Raw genomic sequence first — 16149 nt, forward strand, 5'->3', positions numbered from 1 at the left:
TTTCTGCTTTGTCACGGCCACATGAGCAAGACGATACTGGTCACAGGCGGCGCTAGGTCCGGGAAAAGTGCGATTGCAGAGGGGCTGATTTCCGGCATGCCGGGGGCACCCATCTACATCGCAACGGCCGAAGTGCGCGATGGCGAGATGGCAGAGCGCGTTGCTGTGCATCAGGCACGCCGCGGGCCGGAGTGGACCACGGTGCATGCTCCGACTGATTTGATTGGCGCGTTGCGCGACAGTGACGGTAAGGGTCCCCGGTTGGTGGATTGCCTGACCCTTTGGCTGACCAATCTGATGCTGTCCGATGCCGATTGGCAGGCCGCCGGTCGCGCGCTGGCATCAGAGCTTGGGCAACAGGCGTCGCACGTGGTTCTGGTGACCAACGAGGTTGGCGCCGGGATCGTCCCCGAAAATGCTTTGGCCCGCGCGTTTCGTGACGCAGCTGGACAGTTGAACCAATGGATTGCAGCCGAAGCGGACGAGGTCATCCTTGCCGTGTCCGGCCTGCCTTTGAGAGTGAAATCGAATGACTAAGACCTTTACGCTGTCTTCTCTGGCCGAGCTGAATGATCTGGCCGCCACCCTGCCCAAAGCAGATGCGCAGGCCGCGCAGGCGGCAACTGACCGCCAGAACAGCCTGACCAAGCCGCCCGGCGCCTTGGGGCACTTGGAAGATCTGGCAATCTTCATGGCCGGTTGGCGGGGGGCAGAAAAGCCCACGATCAACGTGGCGCAGGCGCTGGTCTTTGCGGGCAATCATGGCATTTGTGACCGTGGCGTGAACCCGTTCCCGCAGGAAGTGACCGCCCAGATGGTTCTGAACTTCGAACACGGTGGTGCGGCGATCAATCAGCTGTGCCGGGCCAATGGGGCTGAACTGTCTGTAGTCGCACTGGACCTTGAGACGCCGACAAAAGATTTCACCAAAGGCCCCGCGATGACCGAGGCAGAGGTTCTGAAGGCGATGAATGCTGGTGCCGCGGCCGTGAACCCGGATGCAGATATCTTGCTGCTGGGTGAGATGGGCATTGGAAACTCGACGATTGCAGCGGCACTGGCGGCGACTATCGCTGGCGGAACAGCGGAAGAGTGGGTTGGGCGCGGCACCGGATCGGATGACGAAGGTGTCCGCCTGAAGGCCAGCGTGATTAAAGAAGGACAGGACCTGCATGCACAGCTTCTGACCCAGACCGCCGGGGCACTTTTGGCCTTTGGCGGGCGCGAGCAGGCCGCGATTTGCGGGGCGACACTGGCTGCACGCGCCTATGGCATCCCGGTGATGCTGGATGGGTTCATCTGTACCGCAGCTGCGGCCGTGCTGCATGGGGTTGATCCTGCGCTGCTGGATCACTGCCTTGTCGGGCATGCCTCTGCCGAGCCGGGGCATCCGAAGCTTCTGGCCGCGATTGGTAAGCGCCCGGTGCTGGAGTTTGATATGCGACTTGGTGAAGGGTCCGGCGCCGCACTGGCCCTCGGCGTCTTGCGCTCGGCGTTGGAGTGTCACAACGGCATGGCCACCTTCGCAGAGGCGGGTGTTTCCGACGGATGAGCCAGATTCTAGCCCAGTTCCAAATCGCGCTAATGACGCTGACCCGGTTGCCCGCAGGGCATATCCGCGGAGAGGTGCCGCAAGTCGCGCGATCGGTCTGGGCGTTCCCCGTGGTTGGGGTGATTGTGGGCGGCTTGGCGGCGCTTGTGTTTGTGGCGGCAACTGCGCTTGGGCTTCCGCCGTCACTGGCTGGACTTCTGGCGATTGCGATCAGCGTTCTAGCGACGGGTGCACTGCACGAAGACGGGCTGGCTGATCTGGCCGATGGGTTCGGCGGTGGCCATAGCATAGATCGCAAGCTTGAGATCATGCGCGACAGTCGAATCGGCAGCTATGGCGCCGTAGCCTTGATTCTTTCGGTCGGCATACGCGCTGTCGCGATCGGGGAATTACAGCAAGCTGCTTGGGCGCTGATCGCGCTGGCGGCGTTTAGTCGGGGCGTGATCCCTTTGGTCATGTGCTGGTTGCCCCCTGCACGTGCAGACGGTTTGGGACGGTCTGCGGGCGCGGTCTCGGCTCAGCAGTGCCTGATCTCTCTTGTTTTGGGGGCGGTGGCCGTCGTGTTTCTTCAGGCCAGTGCCTTCCCGGTCATTCTGGGCATGGTTGTTGCGGCGGCACTGGTTTCATTGCTGGCAAAGCGCCAGATCGGGGGCTTTACCGGAGACGTCCTTGGCGCGACTCAGCAAGTAACCGAAATATCCGGCTGGTTGATTCTTGCTGCGATATCCTGAATTTTGGATATTTACGCAAATCGAGGGGCGCAGTGTCGCAACAATTTTGCTTGCCTAGTGCGGTGGACTTGATCTGCAAGCCGATTCTGAAAACCTGCCTTTAAAATGCATGAAATATTCTTTCGCGAAGCCCAATCCGCAGTTGCTTTTCGCACGTTATACGGCTTTTGTGCATGCGTAACGTTACAAAGTCAGGGGGAGTAACGTAATGATTTCGCGCCTATTTTTCAGGCGCTACCGCAGAAATTTACAAACTGCCGATGTTGTCTGTGAAAAGTGTTACAAAAAAACGCTTTAAACAAAATAACTTACGCGAAGTTTGACAATTTCAGTGTATCAACTTTTCGAGACCGTCGCCCGCGTGGGTGAATGTTGAAGACGTGCAGGGTTCTGACGCTAAGCCCTGCAGACTTAGGAGGAGCGTACCATGTCGAACCCCACATATCCGCCAAATGCCGAGCTTGCGGCGAATGCACACGTAAATGCAGAGAAGTACGAAGAGATGTACGCTGCGTCGATCGCTGATCCTGATGCCTTCTGGGGGGAGCACGGCAAGCGCCTCGATTGGATCAAGCCTTATACCAAGGTTAAGAATACCTCGTTCGAGCCGGGCAATATCTCGATCAAATGGTACGAAGACGGCACTCTGAACGTCGCGGCCAACTGTATCGACCGTCACCTTGAAACCCGTGGCGACCAGACCGCGATCATCTTCGAGCCCGATGATCCCGAAGAAGGCGCCCAGCACATCACCTACAAACAGCTTCACACGAGCGTCTGCAAAATGGCGAACGTCCTGGAAGAGCTTGGCGTACGCAAAGGCGACCGGGTCATTCTGTACCTCCCGATGATTCCGGAAGCCGCTTATGCGATGCTGGCCTGTGCCCGTATCGGTGCCATCCATTCGATCGTTTTCGCTGGTTTCTCGCCCGACGCTCTGGCTGCTCGTGTTAACGGCTGTGATGCGAAGGTTCTAATCACCGCGGACGAAGCGCCGCGTGGTGGTCGTAAAACGCCGCTGAAGTCGAATGCCGACGAAGCGCTGCTGCACTGCAAAGACACCGTGAAATGCCTTGTTGTGAAGCGCACCGGCGGTCAGACCACTTGGATCGACGGCCGTGATTTCGACTATAACGAGATGGCGATGGAAGCGAACGACTTCCACCAGCCGGCAGAGATGAACGCCGAAGATCCGCTGTTCATCCTGTACACCTCGGGTTCGACCGGTCAGCCGAAGGGCGTTGTACACTGCTCGGGGGGCTATCTGGTGTACGCGGCCATGACGCAAGAGATCACCTTCGACTATCAGGAAGGTGACATTTACTGGTGTACCGCTGACGTGGGCTGGGTGACCGGCCACAGCTACATCGTTTATGGCCCGCTGGCCAACGGCGCGACTACGCTTATGTTCGAAGGTACTCCGACCTACCCGGACGCCGGTCGTTTCTGGGCCGTCTGCGAAAAGCACAAGGTCAACCAGTTCTATACTGCACCGACCGCAATCCGCGCGCTGATGGGGCAGGGCACCGAGTTCGTTGAGAAATACGACCTGTCCGACCTGAAAGTACTGGGTACCGTGGGTGAGCCGATCAACCCCGAAGCTTGGAACTGGTACAACGACGTCGTCGGTAAAGGTAACTGCCCGATCGTTGACACCTGGTGGCAGACCGAAACCGGCGGTCACATGATGACCCCGCTGCCGGGCGCACACGCGACCAAGCCGGGTTCGGCCATGAAGCCGTTCTTTGGTGTTAAGCCGGTCGTGCTTGAGCCGACTTCGGGTGAAGAGATCAGCACCTATCCGACCGAAGGCGTTCTGTGTATCGCAGACAGCTGGCCGTCGCAGATGCGTACCGTCTGGGGTGACCACGAGCGTTTCGAGAAGACCTACTTCGCGGATTACAAAGGCTACTACTTCGCAGGTGACGGCTGCCGTCGTGACGAAGATGGTGACTATTGGATCACTGGCCGCGTCGACGACGTGATCAACGTTTCGGGTCACCGCATGGGTACCGCCGAGGTCGAAAGCGCGCTGGTTGCACATCGTGACGTTGCTGAAGCCGCGGTTGTTGGTTACCCGCACGAAATCAAGGGGCAGGGCATCTACTGCTATGTCACCCTGATGAACGGTGTCGAGCCGACCGAAGAGCTGCGTAAAGAGCTGCGCACTTGGGTCCGCACCGAAATCGGCCCGATCGCTGCACCGGATCTGATCCAGTGGGCACCCGGTCTTCCGAAAACTCGTTCGGGTAAAATCATGCGCCGCATCTTGCGCAAGATCGCCGAGAACGACTACGGATCGCTTGGGGACACTTCGACTCTGGCCGAACCGGCTGTCGTGGATGACCTCATCGAAAACCGGATGAACAAGTAAGGCCGACACAGATGACAACCGACACTAATAACCGTCCCGTCAACCTTATCCTTCTCGGCCCCCCGGGCGCCGGGAAGGGCACGCAAGCCCAGCTCTTGGTCGAATCGCGCAACATGGTGCAGCTGTCGACTGGCGATATGCTGCGCGCTGCGAAAGACAGTGGTACCGAAATGGGCAACCGCGTAGCCGAGGTTATGGCGCGCGGCGAGCTGGTTACCGATGAGATCGTGATCGGTCTGATCGAAGAACAGCTGACCACGGTACAGGCTGATGGGTTTATCTTCGATGGTTTCCCGCGGACGCTGGCACAAGCCGACGCACTGGGTGAGCTGCTGGAGAAAACCGGCATGAGCCTGGACGCCGTAATCGAGATGCAGGTCGACGACGAGGTCCTGGTTGGCCGCATCGTAGGCCGCGCCGAAGAAGCACGCGCCGCCGGCAAGGAAGCGCGCGCTGACGACAACGAGGAAAGCCTGAAGCTGCGGCTGATGGAATACTACAAGAAAACCTCGCCGCTGATCGGTTACTACCATGCCAAGGGTATGCTGCAGTCGATCAACGGATTGGGCCAGATCGACGAAGTCGCCGGCAGCATCGGCGAAATCATCAACGAAATCGCAAAAGGGTAGGGAGACCCTTAGGGCGTCCTTCGAGAGGGGCGCCCAAAGCGTTTTAGCACTCGCAAAATCGATCTGTTTCGGTTTGCGAGTTCTACAGAGATAGCCGGGTGGCATTCGATGCGCTCTGGTTAGGAAGGGGAGCGGTACGGGCAGAGCGATTTGCCCGCACCATATTCAAACAAGAGGAGGAGCGCCAAATGGCGGATAACTCATCAAACAACGAATATTGGTCGGCAAACGTCCGACTGATTAAAATCAGCCTCGTGATCTGGGCGCTGGTTTCTTTCGGATTCGGCATCCTGCTGCGCCCGCTGCTGAAAGGCATCAGCGTTGGCGGCACCGACCTGGGCTTCTGGTTTGCCCAGCAAGGTTCGATCCTGGTCTTCCTGGCGCTGATCTTTTTCTACGCTTGGCGGATGAACTCCCTCGACCGTGAACACGGCGTGGAAGAATAAGGGAACTGAGAGGGACACATGGATCAGTTTACTCTAAATATTCTCTTTGTGGGCGCGTCGTTTGCGCTTTACATCGGTATCGCGATTTGGGCCCGCGCGGGTTCCACATCTGAATTCTACGCTGCGGGTCGCGGCGTTCACCCTGTAACCAACGGTATGGCGACCGCTGCTGACTGGATGTCGGCTGCTTCGTTCATCTCGATGGCGGGTCTGATTGCCTTCACCGGCTATGACAACTCGTCCTTCCTGATGGGCTGGACCGGTGGTTACGTTCTGCTGGCTCTGATGCTGGCTCCGTACCTGCGTAAGTTCGGCAAGTTCACGGTTCCGGAATTCATCGGCGACCGCTTCTACAGCCCGACCGCACGTCTGGTTGCCGTTATCTGTCTGATCGTGGCTTCGACCACTTACGTGATCGGTCAGATGACTGGTGTTGGCGTTGCGTTCTCGCGCTTCCTGGAAGTTTCGAACTCGACCGGCCTGTTCATCGGTGCTGGTGTTGTTTTCGCCTATGCTGTTTTCGGTGGTATGAAGGGTGTGACCTACACCCAGGTTGCTCAGTACTGTGTTCTGATCACCGCCTACACCATCCCGGCGATCTTCATCTCGCTGCAACTGACTGGTAACCCGATCCCGGCCCTAGGCCTGTTCGGCGAGCACACCCAGTCGGGTCAGCCGCTGCTGCAGACGCTGGACGCACTGGTCACCGACCTAGGCTTCAACGACTATACCGGCCATCACGGCAATACGCTGAACATGGTTCTGTTCACCCTGTCGCTGATGATCGGTACTGCGGGTCTGCCGCACGTCATCATCCGCTTCTTCACCGTGCCGAAAGTTGCTGACGCACGTTGGTCGGCGGGTTGGACCCTGATCTTCATCGCACTGCTGTACCTGACCGCTCCGGCTGTTGGTGCAATGGCGCGCCTGAACCTGATCACCACCACCTACGAAGGCGGTAACATCGAACAGCCTATCGATTACGCTGCACGTCCGGATTGGATGAAGAACTGGGAGGTCACCGGCCTGCTGAAGTTCGAAGACAAGAACGGCGACGGCAAAATCCAGTGGTACAACGATGCATCGTCGAACGAAGAGTTCAACGCCAAAGTCGAAGCCATGGGCTGGAAAGGCTCTGAGCTGAGCGTTAACCGCGACATCCTGGTTCTGGCGAACCCGGAGATTGCACAGCTGCCGGGTTGGGTTATCGCCCTGGTCGCGGCTGGTGGTCTTGCGGCTGCTCTGTCTACCGCGGCGGGTCTGCTTCTTGCGATCTCGTCCTCGGTGGCGCACGACTTGTTCAAAGGCCAGCTGACTCCGAATATCTCGGAAGCCGGCGAGCTTATGACAGCGCGTGTTTCGATGGCGATTGCGATCGGTGTTGCGACGTATCTGGGTCTGAACCCCCCGGGCTTCGCGGCGCAAACTGTTGCTCTGGCCTTCGGTCTGGCGGCGGCGTCGATCTTCCCTGCACTGATGATGGGCATCTTCTCGAAGCGCATCAACAACAAGGGCGCTGTAGCAGGCATGCTGACCGGTCTGGTCGTCACCCTGATCTACATCTTCCTGCACAAGGGCTGGTTCTTCATCCCGGGCACCAACAGCTTCTCTGACGCTGATCCGCTGCTCGGCCCGATCAAGTCGACCTCGTTCGGCGCAATCGGTGCAGCTCTGAACTTTGCAGTGGCCTACTTCGTGTCCAACGCGACCGAAGAGCCTCCGCAGGAGATCATCGACCTGGTCGAAAGCGTTCGCATCCCGAAAGGTGCTGGCGCGGCTCAGGACCACTAAGTGGACCTGACTTGACCCAAGTCATATAAGATCAGGACTGCCCCCGGTAAGCGTCGGGGGCAGTTCTAATTCAAAAGGAGCCGCGCGTGAGCGAAATTGCTGAGATCGCCGGGTTTTTATCCCACGTACACCCTTACGACAGCCTCTCCCCCGAAGAGCTGAATCGAGTCGCGGGATTGTTCAGACGCAAGACATTTGCAGCGGGGGAAAGAATTTACCGATACGGCGACCCCTTGGAGGGGCTGTACGTGGTCGAAGGCGGCGCCGTTCGGATCACAGATACCAATGGCGAGACCGTCTCGCACCTTGGTTCCAGAAACAGTTTTGGTGAGCGTGGCCTGTCGCGCGGAGGTCTGGCCGCAACCTCGGCAGAGGCTGGCGAAGATACCTGCGTTCTGATCCTACCCGCGGCCGAGTTCCGGGCGCTTGGTATCGCGCACCCAAGCTTTCAAAGGTTCTTCGATCGAACGCGCCCGACAGAGCCGCGAAAAACCGACCTGAATACCTCTAGCGTTTCGACCTTGATGGCGCGGAACCCTGTTCATTGCACACCCGAAGACACGGTCGCAACAGCATCGAAAAGGATGCGAGATCGCCGGATTTCCTGCCTTGGTGTCATTGAGAACGAAAAATTGGTGGGCATCCTTACGCACTCTGATCTGGTGGATCGGGTCATGGCAGAGGGGCTGCCATACAGCCAGCCGGTTGCGAAGGTGATGACCGAAAACCCAATCACATTGGCCTCGTCCGCTATTGGCAGTGATGTTCTGCATGTGATGCTGGAACGCAAGATTGGCCATTTGCCAGTTGTTGATAACGGGCGCTTCGTTGGGATCGTGACGCAAACGGACCTGACACGGTTTCAGGCGATCTCGTCCGCGGCGCTGGTACAGGATGTGGCGGCGGCCAATACGGCCGAGGAACTGGCCGAGGTTACCGCGCGCATCCCGCAACTTCTTGTGCAGCTTGTCGCGGCAGGCAATCGGCACGAGGTTGTCACGCGCCTGATAACCAATATTGCGGATGCATGTACGCGCCGCTTGCTGGCTCTGGCGACCGAAAAGCTGGGCCCGGCTCCGGTGCCGTGGCTGTGGCTGGCCTGTGGCAGTCAGGGACGTCAGGAACAAACGGGCGTCTCGGATCAGGACAACTGCCTGTTCCTTCATGACGATGTGACCGACGCCGACATGCCCTATTTTCAGGAGTTGGCGAAGTTCGTCACAGACGGTCTGGATGTATGCGGGTATATCTACTGTCCCGGTGACATGATGGCGACCAACCCGCGTTGGTGTCAGCCTGTCCGCGTCTGGCGAGAGTATTTCCGGGGCTGGATCGACAAGCCTGATCCCATGGCGCAAATGCTGGCCTCGGTGATGTACGACCTGCGTCCTATCGGCGGCGACGAAAGCCTGTTTGAGGGGCTGCAAAAAGAAACGTTAGAGCGGTCTGCTGCGAACTCGATCTTCGTAGCGCATATGGCCTCGAATGCGCTGAAGCACACGCCGCCGCTTGGGCTGCTGCGCGGCATTGCGACCATCCGCTCGGGTGAGCACAAGAACCACTTGGATATGAAGCACAACGGTGTGGTTCCGGTGGTGGATCTTGGGCGCATCTATGCGCTGCAGGGCAAGCTGACCGAGGTCAACACCCGGGCTCGGCTAGAGGCCGCTATCGACGCGCATGTCGTAAGCGAAACCGGCGGGGCCGACCTGTTGGCGGCCTATGACTTAATCGCCAATGAACGGCTGGAACATCAGGCGGCCCAGATCAAGAACGGTCAGGCGCCAGACAACTTCCTGTCGCCATCAGACTTGTCAGATTTTCAACGAAGCCATCTGCGGGACGCGTTCGTCGTTATCCGCTCGATGCAATCCGCGCTTGGCCATGGACGGGCCGCGCCGGGTTAAGGGAACACTTGGGGAGGAACAATGTTTCTTGAATTGATCGCAACTTTTGTGGCGGGTCTTGCTGCCGCGGGACTGGTAATGCTGGTGAACCGAACCATCGGCGGGCGGCTTCCCCGGTGGTTCACCCCTGCCTTTGCGGGTGCTGCCATGATCGGATTTACGATCTGGAACGAGTATAACTGGTTCAACCACACCACCTCGCAATTGCCCGAAGGGATCGAGGTTGTCTCGACGGTCGAGAAGACCGCGATTTATCGCCCTTGGACCTACATTGCCCCTTATATCGATCGCTTCGCGGCCGTCGATTACGCCAGCATCATGACCAATCCGCAGGCTCCGGATCACCGCATTGTCAGCGTTGTATTCATGGGCCGCTGGTCACCGGTTCGTCAGGTTCGGATGTTGTTTGACTGCGAAGGCGGACGCCGGATCGATCTGGTGGACGGGATTGATCTTGATCCGGACGGGTTGCCTCCGGAAGGGACGCCATGGATTGGCATGGAATCCGACAGCCCGCTTCTGATCGGGGCCTGCAAGGAGGTATAACCATGTCCGAGACCTCGATCCTGATCGTCGAAGACGAAGACAACATCGCGCTGGCGCTGACCCATGTATTGCGGCGCGAAGGCTATGCGGTCGACCGGGTCGCGGATGGCGCCAAAGCGGTGCCCGCTATTCGGGCGATGTTGCCTGATCTGGTGTTGCTCGACGTGATGCTGCCCGAGGTCTCTGGCTATGAGATTTGCCAGACTGTTCGGATGGATGAAGGTCTGACGGACGTGAAGATTCTGATCATGACGGCGCGTGGCACCGATGTAGAACGCCGCAAAGGTCTGGCGCTTGGGGCGAACGGGTTCATCACCAAGCCGTTTGAGCTGACCGACCTGAAGCAGCAGGTCGCGGATTGTCTGGCAGGTGATGCCTCATGAAAATCACCGAGAAACTAAGCCTGCGCATTCGGGTCTTTTTGTTTTTCGCCTTTCTCGGGCTGGCGTCCGTTGGGGCGGTAATCGCCGGTTTGATCTTTGCCTTCCAAAGAGCCGCGCAGCCCGAGTTGGCGGATGCCTTCACAATGGCGGGCCTGATTGCCAGCTTTGGCATTCTAGGGCTGACTGCATGGGTTTGGTTTCTATTCGATGAAAACGTAGCAAAAGCGATCCAGAAGCTGGCCGGTGGCATGATGGCCCGCGCCCATGCCGAAGTCGGACGTGAGATCGATCAGAACCCGGCGCGTTATCTTGGTGAACTGGCACCAGCGGCCAAGGCTGTCACCCAAAACCTGTCGATCACTCGTTCTGCCTTGGCAGAGGCGGTTGAACGGGAAACCGAACAAATTGCCCGCGAAAAGACCCGTCTGGCGGGTCTACTAGCGGATGTCCCCGAAGGTGTGTTGTTATGCTCGGGCGCCCATAACGTGGTGTTCTATAACGGCTCTGCGGTCGAGCTTTTGGCCGAAGAGGATATCGAGCCCGGCTTGAACCGTTCGCTTTTCACCTGTTTGCGGCCGGGGCCGATCCGCAGCGCCTATGCCCGACTGCGCGCGGGTGAAGCGGGTGCCTCGACCGAACTGATCTGCGCGACCATCGGTGAAGGTCGGGTGCTGTCGGCGCAGATGCGCCTGATGCGCATGGACGAGGGCGAAGTTCCGGGTCCGGGCTATGTTCTGACCCTGCGCGACATCACCGCCGAGCTTGCCCAGCACGCCGAGCGCGAAGAGATGATCGAAACGATGGTCGACCGCACCCGGCGTCCGGTGGCCAATATGCAAACCCTGTTGGGGGCCTTTGATGCGGGTGATGCCCCGCCCGAATTCCGAGCCGCGCTAGAGGCCGAGGTGGCAGGTCTTGCCCGAGACATTGATCGTCTGGGCAGCAAGCACGATGCGGAACGGGCGGCTTGGTGGCCAAAGGGAGAGCATCGCGCAGCGGATATCGTTGATGGGGTGATTTCACAGCTCGACTATCATGGCATCAACCTGACCGCAGATTCCGAACAACTGTTGCTGACCTGCGATGCCTATCAGGTCATCGCGCTTCTGTCGCATATTTCAGAGTATCTGGTGCGTCGCCACGGGGCCTCTGCCTTGTCACTGTTGGTGAGCGAGGATGAGCACGGCGGCGCGATGGTATCGCTTGGCTGGGCCGGCGAAACGCTGCCGTTTGGTATGCTGGACGACTGGCTGGAAGCCCCGATGGATGTCGGTTTGGCCCATATGACGGGTCGCAGCATCCTTCACGGGCACGCAACCGACATGTGGCCTGAACCGGGCATGGCGGGTCGCGCTGTGTTGCGCTTGCCGATCCAGAAAGCCTGCCGATTGGAAGACCGGGCCTCTACTGCCAAAAGTCGTGCCGCCTATGACTTTGACCTGTTGTCACGCGAAGTGAACGACGACTACGTGAATGTGCCGCTTCGGCAATTGTCCTTTGTGGTGTTTGACACAGAGACGACAGGGCTCTTGCCGCATCAGGGGGACGAGATCGTACAGATCGCGGGTGTGCGTCTGGTCAACGGTCGTCGTGTCGAAGGGGAAGAGTTCGACAGTCTTGTGAACCCCGGTCGCTCGATCCCGCCGGGCTCTACCGAAGTGCACGGGATCACCGAAGCCATGGTGGCTGACGCGGACCCGATCCAGACGGTGGGCCGACGGTTCCACCGCTTTGCAGAGGGCGCTGTTTTGGTGGCCCACAACGCCCCGTTCGATATGGCGTTTTTCAAGCGGCACGAAGGCAATATCGGCAAGCTGTTCGATCATCCGGTTCTGGATACCGTCCTTCTGTCTGCGGTTCTGTTCGGTCAGTCCGAAACGCATACACTTGACGCGTTGACCGAACGGCTTGGCATCATCATCCCGCCAGAGCTTCGCCATACGGCGATGGGCGATACGGTGGCCACGGCCAAGGCGTTCGAGATGATGTTGCCGATGCTACAGGCAAAAGGCCTGAACACCTTCGGGGACGTTTTGGTCGAGGTGCGCAAGCACGCTCGGCTCATACAAGATCTGAACGCCGATCAGGCCGCCGCGAACGGATCCACCGGGTAACCGACCCGCGCCAAGTAAAGCCCCTGCGGCGGCGAAACAGGTCCACAGGCCGCACGGTCGCAGGCCTCTAGCGCAGCCTTAACATCATCCGGGGTCCATGACCCGGCCCCCACGCGTTCTAGGGTGCCGACGAAACTGCGCACCTGATTGTGCAGGAAGCTGCGGGCGCGCACGTGAAAACGGAACTCTTGCCCGCCGGGGTAGGGGTGCTCTTCCACCCGAAGCTCGTCCAGTGTCTTGACCGGAGAGGCGGCCTGGCACATGGCCGCGCGGAAAGTGGTGAAATCGTGCAGGCCGATCAAGTGGTCGGCGGCCGCTTGCATCGCGTCGCGATCCAAGGGCTGGGACACCTGCCAGACCTTACCGTCATCATGCGTAACAGGCGCACGACGTGTCACCAGCCGGAACAGGTATTGCCGCTCGACCGCCGAGAACCGTGCGTGAAATTCATCATCTGTGCGCGCACAGGCCACGATTGATACGGGTAGCGGCTTCAGGTGATAGTTCAGAGCCTCTGACAGGCGGAACGGATCCCAGTCCTTTGCCATATCGCAATGGGCCACCTGACCGTAGGCATGTACCCCGGAATCGGTGCGACCTGCTGCTGCGATGGACGGCACGTCGCGTTCCAGTTTGGCCAAAGCAGCCTCTACCGCCCCCTGAACAGAGGGCTGGTCCGCCTGACGCTGCCACCCGGCAAAGGGCGCGCCATCATATTCAACTTTAAGCGCGTATCTGGGCATGGTGGTCCGGTTACACCTCACACGAGCAATTGGCAATCTTCGGGGCACTTCCTATCTTGGGATCAACAGTCAGGAGACAGCCCTTGGGTATTGGTGAGATTGCAGGTGACCTGTGGCGTAACGTGGAAGAGGTGGGCGAGACCCTGACCGCCCCGTTTTCGGATCCGGTGATCCGTTTGGGTGTGACCGGTCTGTCGCGGGCCGGTAAAACGGTGTTTATCACCTCGCTTGTTGCAAACCTGCTGGACCGCGGGCGCATGCCCGCGCTGCAATCGGGCAGCGCGATCACCACCGCCTACCTTCAGCCGCAGCCAGACGACACGGTGCCCCGGTTCGACTATGAGACACATCGTGCGGCCCTGACCGCGCCAGAACCGTTTTGGCCCGAAAGCACCCGCGCTGTGTCGCAACTGCGCCTGTCCCTGCGGGTGCAGCGGCAGGGGATGCTGGGCGCGATGTCAGGCCCGCGTACGGTGCACCTTGATATCGTGGATTACCCCGGCGAATGGCTTCTGGACCTTGGCCTGCTGGATCAAAGCTTTGCCGAGTGGTCGGAAGAAACCTTGGCGCGGATTGAAAACCGGACCGAGGCCGCAGAGTTCCTGAAGCAACTTGATGGCGCAGAGCCTGCCGCGAATTTCGAAGAGTCGCTCGCCAAGGTTTTGGCCAGTTCTTTCACCGGCTATCTTCATGCGGCGCGCGAAGCGGGGTTTTATGACTGCACCCCGGGTCGGTTTCTGCTGCCCGGAGAGATGGAAGGCTCGCCGGTTCTGACTTTCGCGCCCCTACGGATGACCGGAAAAGCCGCGAAAGGCAGCTTGCAAGCCGAGATGGAGCGCCGGTTCGAGGCCTATAAGTCCCGCGTCGTGAAACCCTTCTTCCGTGACCACTTTGCCCGGATCGACCGACAAGTGGTGCTGGTCGATGCGCTTGGGGCGATCCATTCGGGCCCTGCCGCGCTAGAGGACCTGCGTGGCGCGATGGCGCGTATCCTGTCGGCCTTCCGTCCCGGTCGGAATGCGTGGCTGACCACGTTATTGCGTGGCAAGCGGGTCGAGAAAATCCTGTTTGCCGCCAGCAAAGCCGACCACCTGCATCACCTGCAGCATCCGCAGTTGACCGCTGTTCTGGAAGCCCTGCTACGAGAGGCCAAGGACCGCGCCGATTTCTCGGGCGCAGCGACCAAGGCCATGTCGATTGCCGCTTTAAGGGCGACGGTCGAAGAAACCATCAGCCACAAAGGTGAGGACGTGAATTGCGTCTCGGGCATCCTGCTGGATAGCGGCAAGCGTGCCGCGATGTATCCCGGCACCTTGCCCGAGGACCCCAATCAACTTCTCTCGGCTGCCCGCAGTGGTGCCGATGCTTGGCTGGAGGCTGACTATAACCTGATGCGATTTGCCCCTGCGCCCTTGCATCTGAAGCGTGGCGACGGGCTGCCCCACATCCGGCTGGACAAGGCCGTGCAATTCCTGATCGGAGATCGCCTGTCATGACCAAGGGCCCGATTGTTATCGACCTCGACTCAGAGGCCAAAGAGACCCCGGCCACCGCGCCGCCGGTGCCAGAGGTGCAGGGTGATATCCCGCAGGGCCAAGCCATGAAGGCGCTGGCACAGGCTGCATCCCGGCCCCGGTCACCGTGGGCAAAGTGGTTCTGGGGCGCGGTTACGGGGCTGCTTGGGTTGATCCTGTCCGTGGCGATCTGGGATTTCGTGACAGGCCTTTTGACACGCAATTCAGTCCTTGGGGGCGTTGCACTGGCGCTGGCAGGAGTTGTGCTGCTTGGTTTGGTCCTGTTCGGAATACGCGAGCTGGCCGGGTTTGCCCGGCTACGTCGGATGGATGGGTTACGCAAGTCGGCAGAACAGGCTTTGGCAGAGAACGATTTGGCGCAGGCGCACCGGGTCAAGGATCGGCTTCTGCAGACCTATTCCGCGCGCCCTGACACAAGCTGGGGCCGCGCCCGATTGGCCGAGCGTGAAGCCGATGCCTTTGACGCGGATACTTTGCTGGGATTGTTCGAGGTCGAGGTTTTGTCCCCACTTGACCAAGCCGCACAGGCAGAGGTTCAGGCCGCAGCCCGTCAAGTTGCGACGATTACCGCGCTGGTGCCTTTGGCGCTGGCTGACCTGATCTCGGCACTGGTGGCCAATCTGCGTATGATCCGGCGGATCGCGGAAATCTATGGCGGCCGCAGCGGTGTTATCGGAAACTGGCGTCTGACCCGATCGGTCCTGACCCATCTGGTAGCCACCGGCGCTTTGGCGGTGGGGGATGATATGCTCGAGCCGCTGATCGGCGGCGGTCTGTTGGGCAAACTGTCCCGCCGCTTTGGGGAAGGTATGGTCAACGGGGCCTTGACCGCGCGTGTGGGAGTGGCAGCAATAGAGGTTTGCAGGCCGCTGCCCTTTGTGACGACGAAGAAGCCCTCCGTCAGAAAAACGATCCAGAAAGCCCTGTCGGGTCTGTTCAAGTCCGAGAGCTAGCGCAGCTTGGGCACGCCACCCGGCAGGGTTTCGCGCTCTACCACACCTGCTCGCAGACTGCGGCCGATCCTGCGAGCGAGTTCCGACCATGCTGCCGCTTGCTCGGGGCGGAGTTCGGCGCGCAGGACGCGGTCGAACAGGCCCAGCCAAGGATCGAACATGCCGGGGCGGACGTTACCGGCTTTGACGTGTGCCTCCATTGGGGACCCGTCATAACTGCGCTCATGCAGGATAGCGTTGGCCCAGAAATCGGCCACCTTTGCCTCGTGCGTCTCCCAGTCTTGGACGTGCACGGCGAACACCGGACCCAAGCCGGGATGAACCCGTATCAGGGCATAGAATTCGCGGACCACGCGCTCTATCTCGGGGCGGGTGATGTCGAACTTGGGGGGCAGGGAAGTGCTCATGGCGCCAATAGAGCCCAACGGAACAGGGGCAGCAAGAG

General features: G+C 59.7%; 15 protein-coding genes. 13 read left to right on the forward strand and 2 right to left on the reverse strand.

Annotated elements, in window-relative coordinates; all coding sequences use genetic code 11:
- Nucleotides 1-21: 21 nt before the first annotated feature.
- The 11 genes from cobU (at nt 22) to CLM58_RS08475 (ending at nt 12473) form a co-directional block, all read left to right on the forward strand.
- Entirely contained in the window at nt 22-537 is a 516-nt protein-coding gene (gene cobU, locus CLM58_RS08425) for a bifunctional adenosylcobinamide kinase/adenosylcobinamide-phosphate guanylyltransferase (protein WP_095595487.1), read from the forward strand.
- Nucleotides 530-1552 carry a nicotinate-nucleotide--dimethylbenzimidazole phosphoribosyltransferase gene (cobT, locus tag CLM58_RS08430; RefSeq protein ID WP_095595488.1) on the forward strand — a complete coding sequence of 341 codons (1023 nt, stop codon included), beginning with the start codon at nt 530-532 and terminating at the stop codon, nt 1550-1552. The genes cobU and cobT overlap by 8 nt, the downstream gene beginning before the upstream one ends.
- Nucleotides 1549-2283 carry an adenosylcobinamide-GDP ribazoletransferase gene (gene cobS / locus CLM58_RS08435; RefSeq protein ID WP_095595489.1) on the forward strand — a complete coding sequence of 245 codons (735 nt, stop codon included), beginning with the start codon at nt 1549-1551 and terminating at the stop codon, nt 2281-2283. The genes cobT and cobS overlap by 4 nt, the downstream gene beginning before the upstream one ends.
- Nucleotides 2284-2710: 427 nt before the next feature.
- The gene (gene acs, locus CLM58_RS08440) at nt 2711-4657 is read left to right on the forward strand and encodes an acetate--CoA ligase (RefSeq protein WP_095595490.1); all 1947 of its coding nucleotides are present in this window, start codon (nt 2711-2713) and stop codon (nt 4655-4657) included.
- An 11-nt stretch (nt 4658-4668) separates the two neighbouring features.
- Complete coding sequence (locus tag CLM58_RS08445) at nt 4669-5286, forward strand: adenylate kinase (protein WP_095595491.1); 618 nt, start codon at nt 4669-4671, stop codon at nt 5284-5286.
- Nucleotides 5287-5474: 188 nt separating this feature from the next.
- Complete coding sequence (locus tag CLM58_RS08450; protein WP_095595492.1) at nt 5475-5732, forward strand: DUF4212 domain-containing protein; 258 nt, start codon at nt 5475-5477, stop codon at nt 5730-5732.
- 18 nt (nt 5733-5750) lie between these two features.
- Complete coding sequence (locus tag CLM58_RS08455) at nt 5751-7523, forward strand: sodium:solute symporter family protein (protein WP_095595493.1); 1773 nt, start codon at nt 5751-5753, stop codon at nt 7521-7523.
- Between the two features lie 86 nt (nt 7524-7609).
- The gene (locus tag CLM58_RS08460) at nt 7610-9430 is read left to right on the forward strand and encodes a DUF294 nucleotidyltransferase-like domain-containing protein (RefSeq protein ID WP_095595494.1); all 1821 of its coding nucleotides are present in this window, start codon (nt 7610-7612) and stop codon (nt 9428-9430) included.
- A gap of 21 nt (nt 9431-9451) precedes the next feature.
- Nucleotides 9452-9976 carry a hypothetical protein gene (locus tag CLM58_RS08465; RefSeq protein ID WP_095595495.1) on the forward strand — a complete coding sequence of 175 codons (525 nt, stop codon included), beginning with the start codon at nt 9452-9454 and terminating at the stop codon, nt 9974-9976.
- 2 nt (nt 9977-9978) lie between these two features.
- A complete protein-coding gene (locus tag CLM58_RS08470) occupies nt 9979-10359 on the forward strand; it encodes a response regulator transcription factor (RefSeq protein ID WP_095595496.1) in 381 nt (126 codons plus the stop codon).
- Nucleotides 10356-12473, forward strand: coding sequence for a 3'-5' exonuclease (locus tag CLM58_RS08475; protein ID WP_198950961.1), 2118 nt, complete (start codon nt 10356-10358; stop codon nt 12471-12473). Before CLM58_RS08470 ends, CLM58_RS08475 begins: the two co-directional genes overlap by 4 nt.
- Here CLM58_RS08475 and truA read toward each other — a convergent pair.
- On the reverse strand, nt 12443-13216 hold the full coding sequence (truA, locus tag CLM58_RS08480) for a tRNA pseudouridine(38-40) synthase TruA (RefSeq protein ID WP_095595497.1): 774 nt from the start codon (nt 13214-13216) through the stop codon (nt 12443-12445). The genes CLM58_RS08475 and truA overlap by 31 nt on opposite strands.
- Nucleotides 13217-13299: 83 nt before the next feature.
- Here truA and CLM58_RS08485 point away from each other — a divergent pair, with 83 nt between their 5' ends.
- Nucleotides 13300-14712 carry a YcjX family GTP-binding protein gene (locus CLM58_RS08485; protein WP_095595498.1) on the forward strand — a complete coding sequence of 471 codons (1413 nt, stop codon included), beginning with the start codon at nt 13300-13302 and terminating at the stop codon, nt 14710-14712.
- The gene (locus CLM58_RS08490) at nt 14709-15704 is read left to right on the forward strand and encodes a YcjF family protein (RefSeq protein ID WP_095595499.1); all 996 of its coding nucleotides are present in this window, start codon (nt 14709-14711) and stop codon (nt 15702-15704) included. Before CLM58_RS08485 ends, CLM58_RS08490 begins: the two co-directional genes overlap by 4 nt.
- Here CLM58_RS08490 and CLM58_RS08495 read toward each other — a convergent pair.
- Nucleotides 15701-16111, reverse strand: coding sequence for a group III truncated hemoglobin (locus CLM58_RS08495; protein WP_095595613.1), 411 nt, complete (start codon nt 16109-16111; stop codon nt 15701-15703). The genes CLM58_RS08490 and CLM58_RS08495 overlap by 4 nt on opposite strands.
- Nucleotides 16112-16149: the final 38 nt, after the last annotated feature.

Source organism: Actibacterium pelagium (assembly GCF_002285415.1).
Taxonomy (GTDB): Bacteria; Pseudomonadota; Alphaproteobacteria; order Rhodobacterales; family Rhodobacteraceae; genus Actibacterium_B; species Actibacterium_B pelagium.

Bases quoted from the DNA above. Each gene is read 5' to 3' on its own strand.
- CLM58_RS08495 (WP_095595613.1), bottom strand. From the start codon at position 16,111: ATGAGCACTTCCCTGCCCCCCAAGTTCGACATCACCCGCCCCGAGATA.
- acs (WP_095595490.1), top strand. From the start codon at position 2,711: ATGTCGAACCCCACATATCCGCCAAATGCCGAGCTTGCGGCGAATGCA.
- truA (WP_095595497.1), bottom strand. From the start codon at position 13,216: ATGCCCAGATACGCGCTTAAAGTTGAATATGATGGCGCGCCCTTTGCC.
- CLM58_RS08455 (WP_095595493.1), top strand. From the start codon at position 5,751: ATGGATCAGTTTACTCTAAATATTCTCTTTGTGGGCGCGTCGTTTGCG.
- CLM58_RS08475 (WP_198950961.1), top strand. From the start codon at position 10,356: ATGAAAATCACCGAGAAACTAAGCCTGCGCATTCGGGTCTTTTTGTTT.
- CLM58_RS08445 (WP_095595491.1), top strand. From the start codon at position 4,669: ATGACAACCGACACTAATAACCGTCCCGTCAACCTTATCCTTCTCGGC.
- cobS (WP_095595489.1), top strand. From the start codon at position 1,549: ATGAGCCAGATTCTAGCCCAGTTCCAAATCGCGCTAATGACGCTGACC.
- CLM58_RS08465 (WP_095595495.1), top strand. From the start codon at position 9,452: ATGTTTCTTGAATTGATCGCAACTTTTGTGGCGGGTCTTGCTGCCGCG.
- CLM58_RS08490 (WP_095595499.1), top strand. From the start codon at position 14,709: ATGACCAAGGGCCCGATTGTTATCGACCTCGACTCAGAGGCCAAAGAG.
- cobU (WP_095595487.1), top strand. From the start codon at position 22: ATGAGCAAGACGATACTGGTCACAGGCGGCGCTAGGTCCGGGAAAAGT.
- CLM58_RS08450 (WP_095595492.1), top strand. From the start codon at position 5,475: ATGGCGGATAACTCATCAAACAACGAATATTGGTCGGCAAACGTCCGA.
- cobT (WP_095595488.1), top strand. From the start codon at position 530: ATGACTAAGACCTTTACGCTGTCTTCTCTGGCCGAGCTGAATGATCTG.
- CLM58_RS08470 (WP_095595496.1), top strand. From the start codon at position 9,979: ATGTCCGAGACCTCGATCCTGATCGTCGAAGACGAAGACAACATCGCG.